The following is an 18,349-nucleotide window of genomic DNA, read 5'->3' on the forward strand; positions in this document are numbered from 1 at the left end:
GGTGGAATGCTGCATTGCAGCACGCACCCGCAGGGCTAACACGGCCGACCCGGATCAGCGATGCGCCGGGCTCGGGGAGCCTGCGCGCGCATCGTATGCCCCTGACCGCTCCCATCCCCGAAACGACGAACGACGCGCAGACCGGCCCGGACATCTCCGGCCGGCCTGCGCGTCGTGATCTGGATCGGGCCCGACCTGTCGGTCAGGCCCGAGGGGATGCGATCAGGCGTCGACCTTCTTGCGGGGGCCGCGACGCTTCTTCTCGGGCGCGGGCGCCTCGGCCTCTTCCTTGGCCTCGACGTCCGCCGCCGCCTCGCTGACGGTCTCCTCCGGCGCGCTCTTGGCGACGCCCTTGCGACGCTGCTGGCCGAGGCCGAGCGCGCGGGCGAGTTCGGAGCGCTGCTCGGAATAGCTCGCCGAGGTCATCGGGTAATCGGGCGCAAGGCCCCACTTCGCGCGATACTGCTCGGGCGTCAGCCCGCGCAGGGTCAGGTGGCGGCGCAGGGTCTTGTACTGCTTGCCGTCCTCGAAACTGATCAAGTAGTCCGCGGTGATCGAGCGGCGGATCTCCTGCGGCGTCGCCTTGGGCGGACCGGCATCGACGACCGGCGCACCGGCCGCGGAGACGCCACGGATCGCCTCGTGCACATCACTCAAGAGCTTGGGAAGTTCTGCGCTCTGTACGTGATTGTTGCTGACATAGGCCGAGACGATATCGGCCGCCAGGGTGATGAGTCGGGCTGCATCGGTGTCTGTTTCGGTCATGTGGCTGGGCCGATCTGGTGAAGTGTTGGAGTTGTTGAGAAACCTAGGCTCAGTTCTTTGGCCAATCAAGAAGATCTTCGGCCGGTCAAGCGGTTTTTCCCCGACGGGTTGTGGATCATTTGTCAATTTTCGCGCATCGCAGGCATGACGGAGAATGATCGCCCTCCAGTTGCCCGAAAAAACGATGAAGCCACCTGTGGACGCGACAGGCGTGACTAGGCGGGGCGCACGTTCTTTAGAATTGTCTGCATCTGCGGAACGAAAACATGGGACTTGATCGATGTCGTCTTCACGCCGTCCCTGCGCCCGGAATTGCGGCCGCCACGCTCGGCGCCGCTCATCCGCGAACAGCCAGGTCGTCATCATCGACCCGCGGCCGTCTTTCAAAGTGGCCTGATGAACGTTCGGTAATGCATTGCGACGGTTCTCGCAATGATGATTGCTGCACTATGCGAACAAGTTCACAAGATGTCTACCGCTCTCGCAGCAGGATGCACGTCGATGCTCCGAGATCCGCGCGTCGTGATGCCCGTCTCGCGCGGCATCCCGGCTCCGTCGTCTTGCGGTCGGAGATCAACTGCACGATCGCGTGAGACTGTAGCGGTGAAGGACATCGATCAGGCCGACGAAGCTTTTTGGATCGCGCCCGATGCTGTGTCGAATCTGGTCTGATCCGAGTCCGACGGCGTGGTCCAGCGATCAGCGTCTGGCTTCATCGGAGTGGAGGGGCAGCGATGCGCGGCTGTCCACGCTCCCGGCTGCTTGCGCGGCTTCGGGCGTCCTGAATGGTCGCGCCGTTTTGCAGGACATCCCCCGCTGATCGGCCAGTCCTGTTCGTGCGCGACACGCGCGGCGCACGCTCGCCGAGTTGCGGCGCGCGGGCGATCCGTTTCCATCAGCCGAGGCCGACGCGTGCTGTGTTCGGCTTTCGCGGTCCCGTCTCAGTCGAGGCCGAGCATCAGGCCGATATTCTGCACGGCCGCGCCGGAGGCGCCCTTGCCGAGATTGTCGAGGCGGGCGACGAGCACGGCCTGACGGAAGGTGTCGTGGCCGTAGACCCGGAGTTCGAGGCGATCGGTGTCGTTGAGCGCCTCGGGCTCGATCCGCTCGGTGCCGTCGGCGGGGATCACCCGCACGAGGTCCTGGCCCGCGTAATAGGCCGTCAGCACGGCCTTGAGATCGGCGACACGGGGTGCGCCCGGCAGGGTGTCGAGGAAGAGCGGGACGCTCACCAGCATGCCCTGCCGGAAATTGCCCACGGACGGAATGAAGATCGGCCGGCGGCTCAGGCCCGCATAGGCCTGGGTCTCGGGCAGGTGCTTGTGCGTGAAGCCGAGGCCGTAGAGCAGGAAGGGCTCGCCCCGCCCGGACTCGTAGGCCTCGATCATGCTCTTGCCGCCGCCGCTGTAGCCGCTGACCGCGTTGATGCTGACCGGATGGTCGGCCGGCAGCAGACCCGCCTCCACCAGGGGGCGGAGCAGCGCGATGGCGCCGGTGGGATAGCAGCCCGGATTGGCGACCCGCCGGGCCCGCCGGATCGCGTCGGCTTGCGCCTGCTCCAATTCGGCAAAACCGTAGATCCAGGCGGGGTCGACCCGGTGCGCGGTGCTGGCATCGAGAATGCGGGGGCCACCGCCCGGCAGGGTGTCGGCGAGCGCCACGGTCTCCTTGGCGGCCTCGTCCGGCAGGCACAGCACGACGAGGTCGACCTCCTGCAGCAGCGTACGCTTGACGGAGACGTCCTTGCGGCTCTCGTGCGGAATGCTGCGCAGGGCGACGCGGCCTTCGCGCTCCAGGCGCTCGCGGATGCCGAGGCCGGTGGTGCCGGCTTCGCCGTCGATGAAGACCGTGGGCTGTCCTCCGGCGCCGTGCTCGCTCATGGACACGCTCTATCCTGTTCTTCACTCACCGAGCGTCCGCTCCGGTCGAGTCCGTGCGGGCGTCGCTTGCCCAAGTCAATGTCATTCATCGAAGTCGATGTCGCTCGGCGCAAGTCGATGTTTTCGCGCGGGGCCAACACGGCTTGATGACACCGCATCAAGCCTGTGCACGCCGCATGCCGGACCGGAACGGGCCTCACCCCCACCCGTTGGTGCGGCAACGACCGTCAATGCCCGGAGACGACCATGTCAGCCAGCGCGGAGAAGACCGATCCCAAGCTTTGGGACAAGGTGAAGAAAGAGATCACCGAATCGGACAAGGGCGGCAAGCCCGGGCAATGGTCCGCCCGCAAGGCACAGGCCGCGACCAAGGCCTACAAGGACGCCGGCGGCGGCTACAAGGGCAAGAAATCCGACGACAACCACTTGAAGCAGTGGACCGAGGAGGAGTGGGACACGAAGTCCGGCGAGAAGAGCGGCGAGACCGGGGAACGCTATCTGCCGAAGAAGGCCCGCGAGGCCGTCTCGAAATCCGAGTACGACCGGTCGACGAACAAGAAGCGCGCCGATTCGGCCAAGGGCAAGCAGTTCTCGAAGCAGCCGGCGGATGTCGCCAAGAAGACCGCCGCGGCGCGCAAGGAAAGCCACGGCGCATCCGGATCCGGAAAGACCAAGGCCGACCTGATGAAGGCCGCGCAGGCGAAGAACATCCCCGGGCGCTCGAAGATGTCGAAGGGGGAATTGGAGCACGCGCTCCACGCATGAGGCGTGTTTCGATCGGAGGTGGGTGAGAAGACCCAGCTTCCTTGTCCTGCAGGGACGAGCGATCGCAGTGCCATCCCGGGGCCCGCGCAGCGGAGCCCGGGATTCATGAACGCAGGGTCTGCCACGTTTCGTGCTGCCGGCTGCCCTGGAGAGCCCGCTTGCCGCGCCCTCCGGGTCTTTGCTCTCCCGCGACACCCCGGAAGTTCGGTGGATGCCGAAGACGGCCGCCCATCGACCTCGACCGAAAGGTCAGGCGGTCAATTCACCCCACGACGCCTGCCAGAGGTTCTGCGGGTCGACCACCACGATCTCGCGGTCGCTCTCGTTTGCGACATGCACGGCGATGCCGAAGGCCTCGGCGATGGGGAGCACGCCGGTGGTGCTGAACAGGCGGCCATCGGGGAGCTTGACCTCGCCCATCGTGGCGCCGTCGCGTTTCGCGAGGCAGAGGGTGACGGCCTTGGCGTCGGGCTCGCGGACGCGCCGGAAGGGTTTTGCCATCGTGGATTGGTCTCTCGCCGGGCTTCAAAAGGAAAGGGCGGCCGAAGCCGCCCTGTCCCGATACGTCTTGGTTCGTCGCCTCAGCGCTTCGAGAACTGGAAGCTGCGGCGGGCCTTCTTGCGGCCGTACTTCTTGCGCTCGACCACGCGGGCGTCGCGGGTGAGGAAGCCTTCGCGCTTGAGGGGGCCGCGCAGCTCCGGCTCGTAGTAGGTCAGCGCCTTGGACAGGCCGTGGCGCACGGCGCCGGCCTGGCCCGAGAGACCGCCGCCATGCACCGAGACGGTGATGTCGTACTGGTCGACGCGGTTGGCGATGGTGAGCGGCTGGCGCAGGATCATGCGCAGCACGGGGCGGGCGAAGTAGGTCTCGACGGCACGGCCGTTGACCACCACGGTGCCGGTGCCGGGCTTGATCCAGACACGGGCGACCGCGTCCTTGCGCTTGCCCGTGGCGTAGGCGCGGCCCTGGGCATCGAGCTTCTGAACGTGGACGGGAGCCGCGTTCTCGGGATCCTCGACGTTCGCGCGGTTCAGGTCGGAGAGGGACTGAAGGGTCGCCATGATCAAGCGCTCACGTTCTTGCGGTTGAGGCTGCCGACGTCGAGCGCCTGCGGCTGCTGGGCGGTGTGGGGATGCTCGGAGCCCTTGTAGACCCGGAGGTTGCCCATGATCTGGCGGAAGAGCGGGCCGCGCGGCAGCATGCGCTCGACGGCCTTCTCCACGACGCGCTCGGGGAACCGGCCGTCGAGGATGAACTTCGCCGTCCGCTCCTTGATGCCGCCCGGGTAACCGGTGTGGTGGTAGTACACCTTCTGCTCGCGCTTGCGGCCGGTGAACTTCACCTTCTCGGCGTTGATGACGATGACGTTGTCGCCGCAATCGACGTGGGGCGTGTACGAAGCCTTGTGCTTGCCACGCAGGCGCATCGCGATGATGGTGGCGAGCCGGCCGACGACCAGGCCCTCCGCATCGACGATGATCCACTTCTTGTCGACATCGGCGGGCTTCAGCGAAAAGGTCTTTTGCGCGCTGCTCATCCCGTGACGTTCCATACTGACTTGAAAAGGGTGCGCCGCCGCGTTCGGGACGCGACGGCGTTGCGGCGTCTCTAGGGGCTGCCGGACCCGGCGTCAAGCACGGATGCGATTTTGGGCGTCGGAATGACGAAAACCGCAATCATTCGAACGGGTTTGGTCTAGTGGTATCCTGGTACCGTATCGCGCAATTCCCGTCTCCCCTCTGAGGGAGGGGCGCTCCCTCACCGCTCCGGCGGGATCGAGTACGTCCCGGTGGCGTGGCAGACGAGATCGTCCGAATCGGGCGCGGTGATCGCCACCTCGCCCACCGCCAGCCGGCGCCCGAGCTTGAGCAGGCGCGCCTCGGCCACCAGCCCGTTCGGCCCGGGTTTCCGCAGAAAGTTGAAGTTGAGGTTCGTGGTGACGGCCAGCGCCACGGGGCCGAGGCTGGCGAGGATCGCCGCGAAGAGCGCGTAGTCGGCCAGCGCCATCATGGATGGGCCGGAGACCGTGCCGCCGGGGCGCAGGTGCCGTTCGTGGTGGTCCATGCGCATCCGGGCCGAGCCGGGACCGACCGCGACGAGGTGATAGCTGCGCCCGCCCGCCGCCATCTGCGGAAAGGCCGAATCCAGGAAGGCGATGGTCTCGGGCAGCGACAGGGTCTGGGGCAGGGTCTCGGACATAGCTCACCTTGCAGCATGCTTGAGCATGACCGACAAGGTGAGGCATGAGCCACGCCCACGACGCCTACGATCCCGCCCTGATCCGCCGGGTGCTGACCGAGACGAAGAACATCGCGCTGGTGGGCGCCTCGGCCAATCCGGCCCGGCCGAGCCACCACGTCATGGCCTTCCTGCTGGCACGCGGCTACCGCGTCACCCCGGTCAATCCCGGGCTCGCCGGTCAGACGCTGCTCGGCCAGCCCGTGGTCGCCTGCCTCGCCGACCTGGGCCAGCCCGTCGACATGGTCGAGATCTTTCGCCAGTCCGATGCGGCGGGTGGCGTGGTGGACGAAGCGCTGGCCCTGGTGCCGCCGCCGCGCTTCATCTGGATGCAGGTCGGCGTGCGGGATGACGCCGCCGCCGCGCGGGCGGAGGCGGCGGGGTGCGTGGTGGTGATGGATCGGTGTCCGAAGATCGAGATCGATCGCTGACGAGACCGCGTTTATCGGCCCGGCTCGTCAGCACACACTTTGCTGTCGCGGCTGTACGATTTCGCAGCGCCGAAGCGAGACCCGTTCAAGCGTTGTCCAGGCGAAACCCCTTGGTGCCCGTCTCTTCCATGAGCGCCACGGCCGTGAAGCTGATCCCGGCGGCGATCGCCAGATAAAGCCCCACCCAACCGACACCGCCCCATTCACTCAACCGCTGCGCCAGGTACGGCGCGGCGGAGGCGCCGAGGATGCCGGCGAGGTTGTAGGTCACGGAGGCGCCGGTGTAGCGCACGCGGGTCGGGAAGAGTTCGGGCAGGAGCGCGCCCATGGGCCCGAAGAGCCAGCCCATGGCGAACAGGCCGAGGCACAGGAAGCCGAGCACGAGGCCGCCCTGGCCGCTGCCGAGCATCGGACCCATCAGGAGGCCGAGGCTCGCCGTGAAGACGAGGCCGGAGAGCAGGACGGGGCGGCGGCCGTACCGGTCGGCGGCCCAGCCGGAGAGCGGAATGCCGAGCCCCATGAACAGCACGGCCACGCATTCGAACAGCAGGAAGGTCGGCCGGGTGAAGCCGAGCGTCGAGACGCCGTAGCTCAGGGCGAACACGGTGGAGAGGTAGAACACCGCGTAGCAGGCCACCATCGCGAAGGTGCCGAGCAGGGTCGCGCGGATGTATTTCGTGAAGATCACCGCAAGCGGCACGCGCTCGGGGGCCGCCTTTTCCAGGGCGGCCTTGAACACCGGCGTCTCGGTGAGTTTCAGCCGGACATAGAGCCCGACGCCGACGAGCACGGCGGAGGCCAGGAACGGGATGCGCCAGCCCCAGGCCTGGAAGTCGGCCGGGCTCAAGGCCAGCGCCAGCCCGAGGAAGCCGAGATTGGCGGTGATGAAGCCCACCGGCGCACCGAGCTGCGGGAAGATGCCGTAGAGGGCGCGTCGCCCCGGCGGCGCGTTCTCCACCGCGAGCAGGGCCGCCCCGCCCCACTCGCCGCCGAACCCCACGCCCTGCCCGAAGCGCAGCACGCACAGGCCCAAGGGCGCCCACCAGCCGGCGGTGGCGTAGGACGGCAGGCAGCCGATCAGCACCGTCGACAGGCCCATGATCATCAGCGAGGCCACCAGCGTGGCCTTACGCCCGACCCGGTCGCCGAAATGCCCGAAGAACGCGGCGCCCAGCGGGCGCGCGATGAACGCGATGGAGAAGGTGGCGAAGGCTGCCAGCGTCTGCACCGCCGGATCGCCCGGCGGGAAGAAGATCGGCCCGATCACCAGGGCGGCGGCGGTGGCGTAGACGTAGAAGTCGTAGAACTCGATCGCGGTGCCCACGAAGCTCGCGATAAGGATGCGCGCCGCCGGGACGCTCGCGGGAGCGAGGGACTGGGGGGTGGCCGTCTGGCGGGTCGCTGGATGGGTCATGGCGGGGGCCATAGCTCAGCTTGAACCGGCAGGATAGCGCTGGTGCGGGGTGGAGGCCGCGCCCCTCCCCGCAATCGGAGGGTCAGCCTGGACAGCCCGTCTTGACCCTGCCCATCCGTCCGGCATAAAGAACCATCGTTCGTTACAACGGATGACGTCCCCTTCCGCCGGCTTCCGTCGGAGCGTAGAAGACAGGCGTTGCGGGCCCGGCGGCCCGGGAGGATTTGCGATGACCGATCGTCTGCCCGGATTCAACACGCGGGCCATCCATGCCGGCGCCGCGCCCGACGCCACGACGGGTGCGCGTGCCACGCCGATCTATCAGACCGCCTCGTTCGTGTTCGACGACGTGGAGCACGCCGCCTCGCTGTTCGGGCTCCAGGCCTTCGGCAACATCTACTCGCGCATCACCAACCCGACCAACGCGGTGCTGGAAGAGCGCGTCGCGGCCCTCGAGGGCGGCACCGCGGCGGTGGCGGTGGCCTCGGGCCACGCCGCCGAGTTCCTGGTGATGCACGCCCTGATGCAGCCGGGCGACGAGTTCATCGCCGCCAACAAGCTCTATGGCGGCTCGATCAACCAGTTCAACCATTCCTACAAGAACTTCGGCTGGAACGTCGTCTGGGCCGACACCGACGATCCGTCCTCGTTCGAGCGGGCCATCACGCCCCGCACCAAGGCGATCTTCTGCGAATCCATCGCCAATCCCGGTGGCGTCATCACGGACATCGCCGCCCTGTCCGAGATCGCGAAGCGCCACAACATCCCGCTCATCGTCGACAACACGATGGCGAGCCCGTACCTGATCCGTCCTTTCGAGCACGGCGCCGACATCGTCGTGCACTCGGCCACCAAGTTCCTGGGCGGCCACGGCAATTCCATCGGCGGCATCGTGGTCGACGGCGGCAGCTTCCCCTGGGCGGGCGACGCGCGCTTTCCCATGCTCTCGGCGCCCCGGCCGGAATATGCCGGGGTGGTGATCGCCGAGACCTTCGGCAATTTCGCCTTGGCCATCGCGATCCGGGTGCTGGGCCTGCGCGACCTTGGGCCGGCGCTCTCGCCCTTCAACGCCTTCCTGCTCCTGTCGGGCATCGAGACACTGCCCCTGCGCATGCAGCGGCACTGCGACAATGCGCTTGTGGTGGCGACCCACCTGCAGGCCCATCCGGCGGTGGCCTGGGTCAGCTATCCGGGCCTGGAGAGCGACCGCTACCACCAGCTCGCCCGGCGCTACACGCCCAACGGCGCGGGTGCCGTCTTCACCATCGGGCTCAAGGGCGGCTACGAGGCCGGCGTGAAGCTCGTCTCGAACCTCACCCTGTTCTCGCATCTGGCCAATATCGGCGACACCCGCTCGCTGATCATCCACCCGGCCTCCACCACCCACCGCCAGCTCACCGATCCGCAGCGCGTCGCCGCCGGCGCCGGCCCGGAGGTGGTGCGCCTGTCGGTGGGCCTCGAGGATCCACAGGATCTGATCGAGGACCTCGACGCCGCCCTGCGGGCCTGATCGTGGTCGCGTTAACGCTTCCTTTACCAAGGCGGGCCGAGGCTCGGGTCTCGGTCACCGGAGGGCGCGATGTCGGCCTTGAACTGGGTGGAACAGGTCAACGACGGCGTGGCGTTCTGCCTCGTCATCGCCGCGCTGGTGGCGCTGGCGGTGGCCTGCGCGCCGCCCTTGCCGGACCGCCGGCTCCCCGCCCTGGCGAAACGAATGCGCGACACCGCCCGTTATTGACGGCACTGTCGGGCGAGACTAGGCCCCGACCTTCCCCCAATCGCGAGATCGTCCGGCCGCCGATGACGAAAGACCAGCCAGACCTCCCCGTCGTGCTCCTCGTCGAAGACGACGGCCTGCTCCTGATGGAAGCGGCCGATACCCTCGCGGATGCCGGCTTCGAGGTGGTCGAGGCGTGCCACGCGGACAACGCCCTCACGGTGCTGGAGACCCGCGCCGACGTCGGCGTGCTGATGACCGATGTCGACATGCCGCGCGGCTCCATGGACGGCTTCGCCCTCGCCCGCCTCGTGGCGCATCGTTGGCCCGGCATCCCCGTCCTCGTCGTCTCCGGCATGGGCACCCCCGGCCCCAACGACCTGCCCGATGGCGCCCGCTTCATCCCGAAGCCCTACGAGCCGTCGACCCTGGTCCGGACCCTGCGCGCCTTCGCCAGCCGCGCCGCCTGACCGCCCACACGTTTTCCACACACGGGAGGCCCGAATGGCCACCGACACCCCCACGCACCGCTTCGCGACCCAGGCCATCCATGCCGGCGCCGCGCCCGACCCCGCCACCGGCGCGCGGGTCCAGCCGATCTACTTCACCAACGGCTTCGTGTTCGAGGATACCCAGCAGGCGGCCGACATCTTCGCCCTGCGCCGCACGGGCTTCTCCTACTCACGCGGCTCGAACCCGACGGTCGCCGCCCTGGAGCGGCGCGTCGCCGCGCTCGAAGGCGCCAAGGCGGCGGTGGCCGTGGCCTCCGGCCAGTCGGCGGTGCTGATGGTGCTGATGACCCTGATGCAGAGCGGGGACGCCTATGTCGCCTCCTCGCGCCTGTTCGGCGGCTCCCTCGGCCTGATGAATCGTCTCGACGGGCGCTACCACCTCAAGCCGCAGTTCACGAAGGGGCTGACACCGGCCGATTTCGAGGCGCAGATCACGCCCGAGACCCGGGCGATCATCTGCGAATCCATCGTCAATCCGTGCGCCACCGTCATGGATCTCGCCGGCATCGCCGAGGTCGCGCGCCGGCACGGGCTGCCCCTCGTCGTCGACAACACCCTCGCCTCCCCGGCCCTGATCCGGCCGATCGAGCACGGGGCCGACATCGTCATCCACTCGACCTCGAAGTTCCTCGGTGGTTCGGGCCAGACCATCGGCGGCGTGATCTGCGATGCCGGGCGCTTCGACTGGGCGGCGGTGCCGGGCCGCTACAACCTGATGAGCGAGCCCTGGGCCGATTACGACGACCTCGTGCTCACCGAGCGCTTCCCGGACTTCGCCTTCGCCTCCGCCTGCCGGGTCTTCGGCATGCGCGAACTCGGCCCCGGCCTCTCGCCGATGAACGCCTTCCTGACGCTCACCGGCATCGAGACGCTGCCCCTGCGCATGGAGCGTCATTGCGCGAACGCCAAGACGGTCGCGGCCTTCCTCAAGGACCATCCGGCGGTGGACTGGGTGAGCTATCCCGCCCTGCCCGGCCAGGAGGGCGAGGCGATGGCCGCCCGCTACGTGCCGCAGGGTCCGGGCTCGATCTTCACCGTGGCGCTCAAGGGCGGCGAGCCGGCGGCGGTCAAGTTCATCATGAGCCTCAAGCTGATCTCGCACCTCGTGAACATCGGCGAGATCAAGTCGCTGGCGATCCATCCGGCGACCACCACGCACCGCCAGCTCAGCCCCGCCGACAAGGCCGCCGCCATGGTCGGCCCCGAGACGGTGCGCCTCTCGATCGGGCTGGAGAACGCCGAGGACCTCATCGCCGACGTCGCGCAAGCGCTGTCTCAGCTCGGCTGAGCGCTCCAGGCTTCCAAAGGTCGCGTCGCGTTCAGGCGATCCGCCGAGGCGGGGCGGCCTCGTCGTCGCCCCCGAGCAGATCCGGCCGGTTGCGCAGGAACCAGGGCACGCGGCTCGCCGGCATCGGCTTGCCGTAGAGGTAGCCCTGGACGTGCGTGCAGCCCTCGGCACTGAGGAAGGCCGCCTGTTCCGGCGTCTCGACGCCCTCGGCGGTGACGTCGAGGCCGAGACTGCGCCCGAGCTGGAGGACGGCCGTGACGATGGCTGCGTCGTTGGCGTCGCGCTCCAGGTCGCGGATGAAGCTCCGGTCGATCTTGATCTCGTCCACCGGGTATTGCTTGAGGTGGGTGAGCGAGGCGTAGCCGGTGCCGAAATCGTCGAGGGCGACGCGGATTCCGGCGCCGTGCAGGGTGGCCAGCACTTCGCTGACCCGGTCGCCGTGGCCTCCGAGCAGGACGGTCTCCGTGACCTCGACGCCGATGCGCGCATGCGGCACCCGGGCCGCGTCGATGTCCTGCAGGAAAGCCCCGGCGAGGTCGCCCTGCGCGAACTGCGCCGAGGACAGGTTCAGGAAGACCCGCCCCGGTTCGAGCCCCTCGGCGATCCAGTGCGTGACCTCGCAGAAGATCTGGCGGCGCAGGGATTCGCCCACCGCGATCCCGATCTCGGGGTCGTCGAACACGCTGGCGAAGGACCCGGGCATGAGAAGCCCCCGCGTCGGGTGCTGCCAGCGCGCCAGGGCCTCGAAACCGATGACCGCTCCGCTGCCGAGATGGATCTTGGGCTGGTAGTACGGCACGAGGCCACCGCCCTCCTCCAGGGCCGCGCGCATCTCGCGCGTGACCCGCACCCGATCCTCGATGTTCGCCCGCAGGGCCGGCACGAACAGGGTCGCGCGGTTTCGCCCCGAAGCCTTCGCGCCGTAGAGGGCGAGGTCGGCGTTGGTGAACAGGTCCGCCGCGTTGTCGGCGTGCTCCGGATAGAGCGCCAGGCCAAGGCTCGCCCGGGGCAGGACCGCCCGGCCGCTGATCGGCATCGGCGGTCGCAGGGCATCGAGGATGCGCTCAGCCAGGACGTGCAGGCTGGCGGCCATGGATTGTCCGGCCCCGCCACGTTGGGAGATGATGACGAACTCGTCGCCGCCGAGACGCGCCACGAGATCCTCCGGCTCGACCGCGCCGCGCAGGCGCCGGGCGACGTCCTTCAGCAGCGCGTCGCCGCAATCGTGCCCGAGGGTATCGTTGATCTCCTTGAAGGCATCGAGGTCGAGCAGGATCAGGCCCACTTCGCTCGCCCCGGCCTCGGCGCGGACCAGGGCCGAATCGAGGGTCGTATGGAACAGGGCCCGGTTCGGCAGGCCGGTGAGGATGTCGTGATGGGCCGCCGTGCGCACCTGCTCCTCCACGGCCTTGCGGGTGGTGATGTCGACGAGGCTGGAGATCAGGCAGGCGGTCCCCTCGACCTGCACCGTCTCGATCGACAGGAGAATGTCGCGGCGTTGGCCCGACAGGGTCGTAATGCGGGTTTCGTGGTCCCGCAGCGAGCCCTTCTCGTCGAGGGTCCGCTGCATCCGGAAGCGGTCAGGACCCGCGACGAAGTCGCGGGTCCTGTAGCTGGCCAGCGTCTCGCCCTGCGCCACCCCGAAGAACCGGTTGCCGGCGTCGTTGGTGCTGATGATCTGGCCATCGCCCGCCCGCGCCACCACGATGGGCACGGGCACGGCGCGAAACATCCGTTCGAACAATTCCCGGCTCTCGGCGAGGTCGCTGAAGGCCTTGCGTTCCGCCTGCGTCGCGGCCCATTCCAGGCGGCGCAGCCGGTTCGCGCGAATGACGAAGAGCAGGATCGCCGCATCCGCCACGCAGGACGCCATCAGCATTCCGAGCGCCGTCGGCGGTAACGGCGGTGGCAGCAGGTAGGCGCCGAGAAGAACGACGCTGCTGAAGGCGCCGGCCGCCACCGTCCAGGCAAAGCGCGTCGGTACCACCAGCATGAACACCCCCGGCAGCATCAGCACCATGAACAGGGCGATGTCGGAGCGCGACGTGCAGAGATACGCGATGGCGACGACGGTCAGGGTCTGCCAGGCCACCACCAGCCGCTGCAGGCGCGCGAAGGTCTGGGTCCGGTACAGGGCGAAGAGGCCGTAGAGGGTCAGTCCGACGATGATCGACCGGGCGGTCAGGATCGCGCCGAAGCGGTCGCTGCCGATGAAACGCGCGTCGCTGAGGACGAACAGGACGTTGAGCGCCAGGGCGATCCGGAAGATCAGCCGGGTATGACGCACCGTCTCGGGGAGCCGCTCCGCCTGGAACGTCGCTTCCCGCGCGGGGCAGGAGAATTCGCCTCCGAAGGCTTTGAGACGGTGAAGCGGCATAGGCACTATGGTGCCCGACAATCATGGCCCAGCGGTTAAGAGCAACGCCGGGATATGTCGGCCTGCGTCACGGAGCCCGACGCGCGCGCAACGCCCGCAATGCGCCACGCAGGGTGCGCACATCCTGCTCGGTCATGCTCATGCGGTGGAGCATGTCGCGCATGTTGCGGGCGATGATGTCCCGCTTCTCCGGTGGATAGAACCCGGCTTCCGCGAGGCCGTCCTCCAGGCTCGAGAACAGCGACAGCATCGCCGCGCGTGTCGCCGGCGGCGACATCATCTCGCCGGTGAAGGGCAGGCTCGACAGTCCCGCCGCCCGGCGCCACTCGTAGCCCATCAGGAGCACGCCCTGCGCCAGGTTGAGCGACGAGAAGCGTGCATCGACCGGGAAGGTGACGATGGCGTCGGCGAGCGAGACCTCGTCGTTGTCGAGGCCCGCGCGCTCGCGCCCGAACAGGATTCCGGTGCGCTGCCCGGCGCGGGCGACGACGTCGCGCATCGCCGCGTCGGGCGCCAGGACCCGCTTCATCTGCCCGCGCTCGCGGGCGGTGGTCGCCAGCACGTAGTGCAGGTCGGCGATCGCCTCGGGCAGGGTGGCGTGGACCGTGGCGCCGTCGAGGATGTGGGTCGCCCCCGAGGCCGCCTCGCGCACGCCCTTCTTGGGCCAGCCGTTCTTCGGCGCCACCAGGCGAAGCTCCGAGAGGCCGAAATTCGCCATGGCGCGCGCGGTCATGCCGATGTTCTCGGCGAGCTGCGGCTGCACCAGGATGACGACGGGGCCGGGCGGCATGTCCGGCAAGGGTTCGGGCGCGGGTTTGGGCGAAGGGGCGGGCTGAGTCATGGCGGCGCCGGGATCGAGGGCGGAGGACATCCCCGCCCTCTCGCATGGCAGGGGACGGCGGCAAAGTGCCGACGTCCCGCGCAAGGGCGGGCCCGCCCTCAGATCTTCCCGTCGAGGCCCATCTGGTAATATTTGTGGATGATCTTGTCCTGGTTCTCCAGCAGCCAGTCGATGGACGGCTCGTTGGTCATCGCCTTCCGGATGGCCTCCGTCATGCCCCGGCGCTGGATGTCGAACAGGGCCTTGTGGTCGAGGTTCTGCGCCTCGATCACGCCCGGGCTCAGCCAGACCGAGCAGATGATGCCGAGGTCGTTGGCCTTCTCCTTGGGGATGTAGCCAGCCCGCACCGCGTCGAGCACGCCGTTGGCGATGGCGAACTGCACCGTGCCCATCAGGATCGAGGTGTACTTGCTCTCCGTCACGCTGACCTTGGAGACGCACAGCGTGACCGGGCGGACCATGATGTCGGTGTTGAGGAGGGCGAAGACCCGGCTGTGGCCGACGACCTGATCGCCCGTGAGGGTGGCGAGCGCCGTGCCCACCGGCCCGTCGAGTTCACCGATGATCACCTCGGGCTCCGAGGCGGTGTTGGGCGGGCCGCCGGCCACGAGGGCCTCGCCGGCCCGAAGGATGATGCGTTCGCTCATGGGGTCCTGTCCGCTGTGATGGTGAGAGGGTGCGCCGGAGGGGCCTCCACCGAGGGGCGCGCGATGTCCAGCGCGATCACGATCTTTTTTGCCGCCGCGCGCCGGCAAAACAGTGGATGAAGCAGAAGTCCGACCTGTCGCGGGCCGATGCCCTCGAGCCTCTACGATCGGGGTAATCTGACTTTAAGGCTCGGCGTGCATGGGTCGTCTAGAGCGCGCTCGGTACTGGATTTTGGAAACAAACCCAGGAGAACCCGCGCGCTGGAACCTGATGGCGATGCCCGTTGACCCGAAAGCCCCGACGCTGACCGCGACCGATCCCATCGTCCGAACCCGTTCGGGCGCCGGAGGCCCCGTGCGGAACTTCCGCCGCGCCTCCCACGGCGCCACGGCGGTGGAATTCGCGCTGGTGATGCCGCTGTTCGTGCTGATCCTGGTCGAGATCCTTCAGGGCGGGCTCTACATCTTCTGCTACGCGGCGCTCGAGAAGGCGACGGCGGACGCGAGCCGCACGGTCATGCTCGGCGCCCTGACCAACAGTTCCAACACGGCCAGCGGGTTCCGGGCCTCCGTCGTCTGCTCCAACCTGATCGCCGGGCTCTCCTGCAACAACATCGTCACCAGCCTGCAGACGACGACCCTGTCCGGCAGCGGGCTCGGATATTCGAAGTTCGTGAGTGCCGACGAGAAGAGCCTCGTCGTCGTCCCCATGGACAACAGCAAGACCGATTACTGTACGGGTGCGCCCGGGACTTACGGGTACCTCCAGGTGTTCTACGCGGTCCCGGCTTTCAGTCCGATCTGGATCGCCCTCGGAAGCACCACGCAATGGAACGGCGCGAGGGTCGTGTTCACGCGGGCGGCGGTGGCGTTCCGCAACGAACCCTTCACGACGCCTAGCGTCTCGACGGGGTGCTGAAGCCGCCATGCGTCGCCTGAGCCTCTCCCGTTTCGGCCGCGATCGGCGCGGCGTCGCCATCGTCGAGTTCGCCGTCATCGTGCCGGTGATGATCCTCCTGTCGGCGGTGGCCTTCGATCTGGTCCGCTACGTGATCTACATCCGCAAGGTCGAGCTCGCCGCCAGCACGATGGCGGACCTGATGGCGCGCAACGACACCGGGACGGTCACCCAGACCGACATCCTGGCGATTTCTCGGGCCCAGCTCGTGATCTTCCCGGAGGCCATGGCGGTCGCCTCGGACACCAACGTCTCGGTCTGGTCGCTCCTGAAATGGTCGATCTCCGGCGTCCAGTTCAAGACGACCTCCGGCTGCACGTCGAACTGCGTCTATGTTCCGACGGTGTCCTGGACTTCGGGCCAGAAGCGCCCCTGCCTCATCCCGTTGCTGCCGGCGCCGAATACCGATCCGCCGAAACCCACGACCATGCCTATCGATACCTTCGCGCCGGGGTTCCTCGTCGTGGCCGATGTGGTCTTCAGCTACAAGCCGGTGATCGCGCAATCCGTGGTCGGGTCGGTCAACATCACCAAATCCTTCTATTTCGCGCCGCGCTACGTCTCGGCCATCACTTTCGATGCCAGCGGAGGCACCAGCTCCGCGAACGCCTGCCCCCTATCGTGAGGCCTCTCTCCATGACCGCGTTGACTGCCGCCCGGCTCGCCCGGCTGACACTCCAGCTTCGGCGCCTGCGCGACGAGCGCGGCGGCAACGTGCTGCTGGTCTTCGCCCTGGCCCTCGTCCCCCTGATCGGCCTGATCGGGGTGAGCGTCGATTTCGTTCGCGGGATCAATTATCGCACCCACTTCGACCGCGCGGTGGACGCCGCCACGCTCACCGCGGTGGCGACGGCGCGCGATTACATCTCGTCCAACCCCAACAACGAGACCAACCCGACGGCGTCGGCGCTGACCCTGGGGCAGACCCGTGGAATGGCCGCCTTCCGCGCCAATGCCGGCCCGATCCTGACCAGCCTTCCGCTGACGCCGGACCTGACGGTGACCCGAACCGGCAACGTCGTCACGGCGGCGGCGACTTATGCCTCGACCTACTCGTCGCCCTTCAGCAAGGTCTTCAGCGACGTGACGGCGATCGCGGTGTCGGGCAAGTCGAGTTCGAGCCTGACGCTCGGCAGCTACACCGATTTCTATCTTGTGCTCGATACGTCGGGGTCGATGGGTTTTCCGACCTCAAGCGCGGCGCAACTTCAGTTCGCCAAGCTGAACCCCGACATGGCCGATGCCAAGGGCAACAACTGCGCCTTCGCCTGCCATTTCGCCGGATCGAGAGGCTTTGGCATCGCCAAGGCGAACAACATCGAGCTGCGGATCGCGACGGTCAGCAACGCGGTCCAGCAACTCATCGGCAAGGCACAGTCGAACCAGACGCTGAGCAATCAGTATCGGATGGGAATGTACCCGTTCGTCAGCTATCTTGAGACGGCCGCCGATATTACGACGAATTTATCGTCGCTGACTTCCATCAATCTCGAAAACTACATGGATATCGGCGACTCGACGGTTCCGCGCGGTAGCGGAGGAACCCACTACGAGAACGTCTTCTCCGCAATCAATTCGAAGATCAGACTTGTGGGGGACGGGACCAGCGCCAGCAAACCACTTCCTTTCGTATTCTTTATCACGGATGGTGTCGGCAACAACCAGTATTGGGACAATCGGAATGGCTGGACGGGCTCCCAGGCCAAGCTGCTCGATCCGACGCTCTGCAAGACCCTGAAGGATAGGGGCGTGACCGTTTCGGTCCTCTACATCCCCTACGTGCCGCTCGCGACGCCGTTCAACACCAACGTGGGCTACGAGAACGTCGTGGTGAACGCCCTGATCCCCAACGTGCCGAGCACGCTGCAGAGCTGCGCGTCCGCCGGTTATTTCCGGACCGCCAGTTCCGCGACCGAGATCCAGGACGCGCTGAACGCCATGTTCGACCAGGCGACGCGCAAGGCCCGTCTGATCGCAGGTCCCTGACAGAGAAAACCCTTTGTCATGGGGGGAGCCAGGGCCTCCTGCTTCCGAACCGTGACCGCGCGGGCTAAGGACGGCGCGGGATCGGCATCCGCCTTGCGTGGAGCCGCGGGACATCCTGGCTCAGGAAGGCGTGCTGCAGATGGACAAGATCAAGGTTGCGAACCCGGTCGTCGAACTCGACGGCGACGAGATGACCCGGATCATCTGGAGCGAGATCAAGACCAAGCTGATCCACCCCTACCTCGACCTCGACCTCGAATATTACGACCTCGGCGTCGAGCATCGCGACGCCACCGACGACCGGGTCACCGTCGAAGCCGCCGAGGCGATCAAGCGCCACGGCGTCGGCGTGAAGTGCGCCACCATCACCCCCGATGAGCAGCGGGTGAAGGAGTTCGGCCTGAAGGAGATGTGGAAGTCGCCCAACGGCACGATCCGCAACATCCTCGGCGGCGTCATCTTCCGCGAGCCGATCATCTGCCGGAACGTGCCCCGCCTCGTGCCGGGCTGGACCCAGCCCATCGTCGTCG

The 18,349-nt window shown here is 67.6% G+C and carries 20 protein-coding genes; 10 read left to right on the forward strand and 10 right to left on the reverse strand.

Going from position 1 to position 18,349, the window contains the following annotated elements; translation table 11 throughout:
• Positions 1-222 precede the first annotated feature (222 nt).
• Positions 223-765: a MucR family transcriptional regulator gene (locus JWQ05_RS14345; RefSeq protein WP_299659518.1), complete on the reverse strand. Its 543-nt coding sequence runs from the start codon at positions 763-765 to the stop codon at positions 223-225.
• A 941-nt stretch (positions 766-1,706) separates the two neighbouring features.
• Entirely contained in the window at positions 1,707-2,645 is a 939-nt protein-coding gene (gene argC / locus JWQ05_RS14350) for an N-acetyl-gamma-glutamyl-phosphate reductase (RefSeq protein WP_299659470.1), read from the reverse strand.
• Positions 2,646-2,891: 246 nt separating this feature from the next.
• Here argC and JWQ05_RS14355 point away from each other — a divergent pair, with 246 nt between their 5' ends.
• Positions 2,892-3,410 carry a hypothetical protein gene (locus JWQ05_RS14355; RefSeq protein WP_299659473.1) on the forward strand — a complete coding sequence of 173 codons (519 nt, stop codon included), beginning with the start codon at positions 2,892-2,894 and terminating at the stop codon, positions 3,408-3,410.
• A gap of 249 nt (positions 3,411-3,659) precedes the next feature.
• Here JWQ05_RS14355 and JWQ05_RS14360 read toward each other — a convergent pair whose 3' ends face one another.
• The 4 genes from JWQ05_RS14360 to JWQ05_RS14375 form a co-directional block, all read right to left on the reverse strand.
• Positions 3,660-3,911, reverse strand: coding sequence for a hypothetical protein (locus tag JWQ05_RS14360; RefSeq protein ID WP_299659475.1), 252 nt, complete (start codon positions 3,909-3,911; stop codon positions 3,660-3,662).
• 80 nt (positions 3,912-3,991) lie between these two features.
• Positions 3,992-4,471 (reverse strand): 30S ribosomal protein S9, encoded by a 480-nt coding sequence (rpsI, locus tag JWQ05_RS14365; RefSeq protein WP_299659477.1) that lies wholly within the window; start codon positions 4,469-4,471, stop codon positions 3,992-3,994.
• A 2-nt stretch (positions 4,472-4,473) separates the two neighbouring features.
• Positions 4,474-4,947 carry a 50S ribosomal protein L13 gene (gene rplM / locus JWQ05_RS14370; protein WP_299659479.1) on the reverse strand — a complete coding sequence of 158 codons (474 nt, stop codon included), beginning with the start codon at positions 4,945-4,947 and terminating at the stop codon, positions 4,474-4,476.
• A 221-nt stretch (positions 4,948-5,168) separates the two neighbouring features.
• Positions 5,169-5,609, reverse strand: coding sequence for a PaaI family thioesterase (locus JWQ05_RS14375; RefSeq protein ID WP_299659481.1), 441 nt, complete (start codon positions 5,607-5,609; stop codon positions 5,169-5,171).
• 44 nt (positions 5,610-5,653) lie between these two features.
• Here JWQ05_RS14375 and JWQ05_RS14380 point away from each other — a divergent pair, with 44 nt between their 5' ends.
• Positions 5,654-6,079 (forward strand): CoA-binding protein, encoded by a 426-nt coding sequence (locus JWQ05_RS14380; protein ID WP_299659483.1) that lies wholly within the window; start codon positions 5,654-5,656, stop codon positions 6,077-6,079.
• Between the two features lie 85 nt (positions 6,080-6,164).
• Here the strand turns inward: JWQ05_RS14380 and JWQ05_RS14385 are convergent, their stop codons facing one another.
• On the reverse strand, positions 6,165-7,493 hold the full coding sequence (locus tag JWQ05_RS14385) for an MFS transporter (protein ID WP_299659486.1): 1,329 nt from the start codon (positions 7,491-7,493) through the stop codon (positions 6,165-6,167).
• A 229-nt stretch (positions 7,494-7,722) separates the two neighbouring features.
• Between JWQ05_RS14385 and JWQ05_RS14390 the strand changes: the two genes are divergently transcribed.
• The 4 genes from JWQ05_RS14390 (at position 7,723) to JWQ05_RS14405 (ending at position 11,010) form a co-directional block, all read left to right on the forward strand.
• Positions 7,723-9,003, forward strand: a complete 1,281-nt coding sequence (locus JWQ05_RS14390; protein WP_299659488.1) for an O-acetylhomoserine aminocarboxypropyltransferase — start codon at positions 7,723-7,725, stop codon at positions 9,001-9,003.
• A 69-nt stretch (positions 9,004-9,072) separates the two neighbouring features.
• Positions 9,073-9,231 (forward strand): hypothetical protein, encoded by a 159-nt coding sequence (locus JWQ05_RS14395; protein WP_299659490.1) that lies wholly within the window; start codon positions 9,073-9,075, stop codon positions 9,229-9,231.
• 62 nt (positions 9,232-9,293) lie between these two features.
• Complete coding sequence (locus JWQ05_RS14400; RefSeq protein ID WP_299659492.1) at positions 9,294-9,680, forward strand: response regulator; 387 nt, start codon at positions 9,294-9,296, stop codon at positions 9,678-9,680.
• A 34-nt stretch (positions 9,681-9,714) separates the two neighbouring features.
• Positions 9,715-11,010 (forward strand): aminotransferase class I/II-fold pyridoxal phosphate-dependent enzyme, encoded by a 1,296-nt coding sequence (locus JWQ05_RS14405; protein ID WP_299659494.1) that lies wholly within the window; start codon positions 9,715-9,717, stop codon positions 11,008-11,010.
• Between the two features lie 31 nt (positions 11,011-11,041).
• Here the strand turns inward: JWQ05_RS14405 and JWQ05_RS14410 are convergent, their stop codons facing one another.
• From JWQ05_RS14410 to JWQ05_RS14420, 3 genes are all read right to left on the reverse strand, one after another.
• Positions 11,042-13,387, reverse strand: coding sequence for an EAL domain-containing protein (locus JWQ05_RS14410; protein ID WP_299659497.1), 2,346 nt, complete (start codon positions 13,385-13,387; stop codon positions 11,042-11,044).
• Between the two features lie 67 nt (positions 13,388-13,454).
• Positions 13,455-14,177 (reverse strand): RNA methyltransferase, encoded by a 723-nt coding sequence (locus tag JWQ05_RS14415; protein WP_299659521.1) that lies wholly within the window; start codon positions 14,175-14,177, stop codon positions 13,455-13,457.
• 149 nt (positions 14,178-14,326) lie between these two features.
• Positions 14,327-14,875 (reverse strand): formaldehyde-activating enzyme, encoded by a 549-nt coding sequence (locus JWQ05_RS14420; RefSeq protein ID WP_299659500.1) that lies wholly within the window; start codon positions 14,873-14,875, stop codon positions 14,327-14,329.
• Positions 14,876-15,146: 271 nt separating this feature from the next.
• Here JWQ05_RS14420 and JWQ05_RS14425 point away from each other — a divergent pair, with 271 nt between their 5' ends.
• From JWQ05_RS14425 to JWQ05_RS14440, 4 genes are all read left to right on the forward strand, one after another.
• On the forward strand, positions 15,147-15,794 hold the full coding sequence (locus tag JWQ05_RS14425; protein ID WP_299659502.1) for a TadE/TadG family type IV pilus assembly protein: 648 nt from the start codon (positions 15,147-15,149) through the stop codon (positions 15,792-15,794).
• Positions 15,795-15,801: 7 nt separating this feature from the next.
• The gene (locus tag JWQ05_RS14430) at positions 15,802-16,458 is read left to right on the forward strand and encodes a TadE/TadG family type IV pilus assembly protein (protein WP_299659504.1); all 657 of its coding nucleotides are present in this window, start codon (positions 15,802-15,804) and stop codon (positions 16,456-16,458) included.
• On the forward strand, positions 16,455-17,819 hold the full coding sequence (locus tag JWQ05_RS14435) for a pilus assembly protein TadG-related protein (RefSeq protein WP_299659507.1): 1,365 nt from the start codon (positions 16,455-16,457) through the stop codon (positions 17,817-17,819). Before JWQ05_RS14430 ends, JWQ05_RS14435 begins: the two co-directional genes overlap by 4 nt.
• A 139-nt stretch (positions 17,820-17,958) precedes the next feature.
• The coding region (locus JWQ05_RS14440) for an isocitrate/isopropylmalate family dehydrogenase (protein ID WP_299659509.1) at positions 17,959-18,349 on the forward strand (391 nt) is incomplete at its 3' end.

It is taken from the genome of Methylobacterium sp. (genome assembly GCF_028290105.1).
GTDB lineage: Bacteria > Pseudomonadota > Alphaproteobacteria > Rhizobiales > Beijerinckiaceae > Methylobacterium.

Bases quoted from the DNA above. Each gene is read 5' to 3' on its own strand.
- JWQ05_RS14345 (WP_299659518.1), bottom strand. From the start codon at position 765: ATGACCGAAACAGACACCGATGCAGCCCGACTCATCACCCTGGCGGCC.
- argC (WP_299659470.1), bottom strand. From the start codon at position 2,645: ATGAGCGAGCACGGCGCCGGAGGACAGCCCACGGTCTTCATCGACGGC.
- JWQ05_RS14355 (WP_299659473.1), top strand. From the start codon at position 2,892: ATGTCAGCCAGCGCGGAGAAGACCGATCCCAAGCTTTGGGACAAGGTG.
- JWQ05_RS14360 (WP_299659475.1), bottom strand. From the start codon at position 3,911: ATGGCAAAACCCTTCCGGCGCGTCCGCGAGCCCGACGCCAAGGCCGTC.
- rpsI (WP_299659477.1), bottom strand. From the start codon at position 4,471: ATGGCGACCCTTCAGTCCCTCTCCGACCTGAACCGCGCGAACGTCGAG.
- rplM (WP_299659479.1), bottom strand. From the start codon at position 4,947: ATGAGCAGCGCGCAAAAGACCTTTTCGCTGAAGCCCGCCGATGTCGAC.
- JWQ05_RS14375 (WP_299659481.1), bottom strand. From the start codon at position 5,609: ATGTCCGAGACCCTGCCCCAGACCCTGTCGCTGCCCGAGACCATCGCC.
- JWQ05_RS14380 (WP_299659483.1), top strand. From the start codon at position 5,654: ATGAGCCACGCCCACGACGCCTACGATCCCGCCCTGATCCGCCGGGTG.
- JWQ05_RS14385 (WP_299659486.1), bottom strand. From the start codon at position 7,493: ATGACCCATCCAGCGACCCGCCAGACGGCCACCCCCCAGTCCCTCGCT.
- JWQ05_RS14390 (WP_299659488.1), top strand. From the start codon at position 7,723: ATGACCGATCGTCTGCCCGGATTCAACACGCGGGCCATCCATGCCGGC.
- JWQ05_RS14395 (WP_299659490.1), top strand. From the start codon at position 9,073: ATGTCGGCCTTGAACTGGGTGGAACAGGTCAACGACGGCGTGGCGTTC.
- JWQ05_RS14400 (WP_299659492.1), top strand. From the start codon at position 9,294: ATGACGAAAGACCAGCCAGACCTCCCCGTCGTGCTCCTCGTCGAAGAC.
- JWQ05_RS14405 (WP_299659494.1), top strand. From the start codon at position 9,715: ATGGCCACCGACACCCCCACGCACCGCTTCGCGACCCAGGCCATCCAT.
- JWQ05_RS14410 (WP_299659497.1), bottom strand. From the start codon at position 13,387: ATGCCGCTTCACCGTCTCAAAGCCTTCGGAGGCGAATTCTCCTGCCCC.
- JWQ05_RS14415 (WP_299659521.1), bottom strand. From the start codon at position 14,177: ATGCCGCCCGGCCCCGTCGTCATCCTGGTGCAGCCGCAGCTCGCCGAG.
- JWQ05_RS14420 (WP_299659500.1), bottom strand. From the start codon at position 14,875: ATGAGCGAACGCATCATCCTTCGGGCCGGCGAGGCCCTCGTGGCCGGC.
- JWQ05_RS14425 (WP_299659502.1), top strand. From the start codon at position 15,147: ATGGCGATGCCCGTTGACCCGAAAGCCCCGACGCTGACCGCGACCGAT.
- JWQ05_RS14430 (WP_299659504.1), top strand. From the start codon at position 15,802: ATGCGTCGCCTGAGCCTCTCCCGTTTCGGCCGCGATCGGCGCGGCGTC.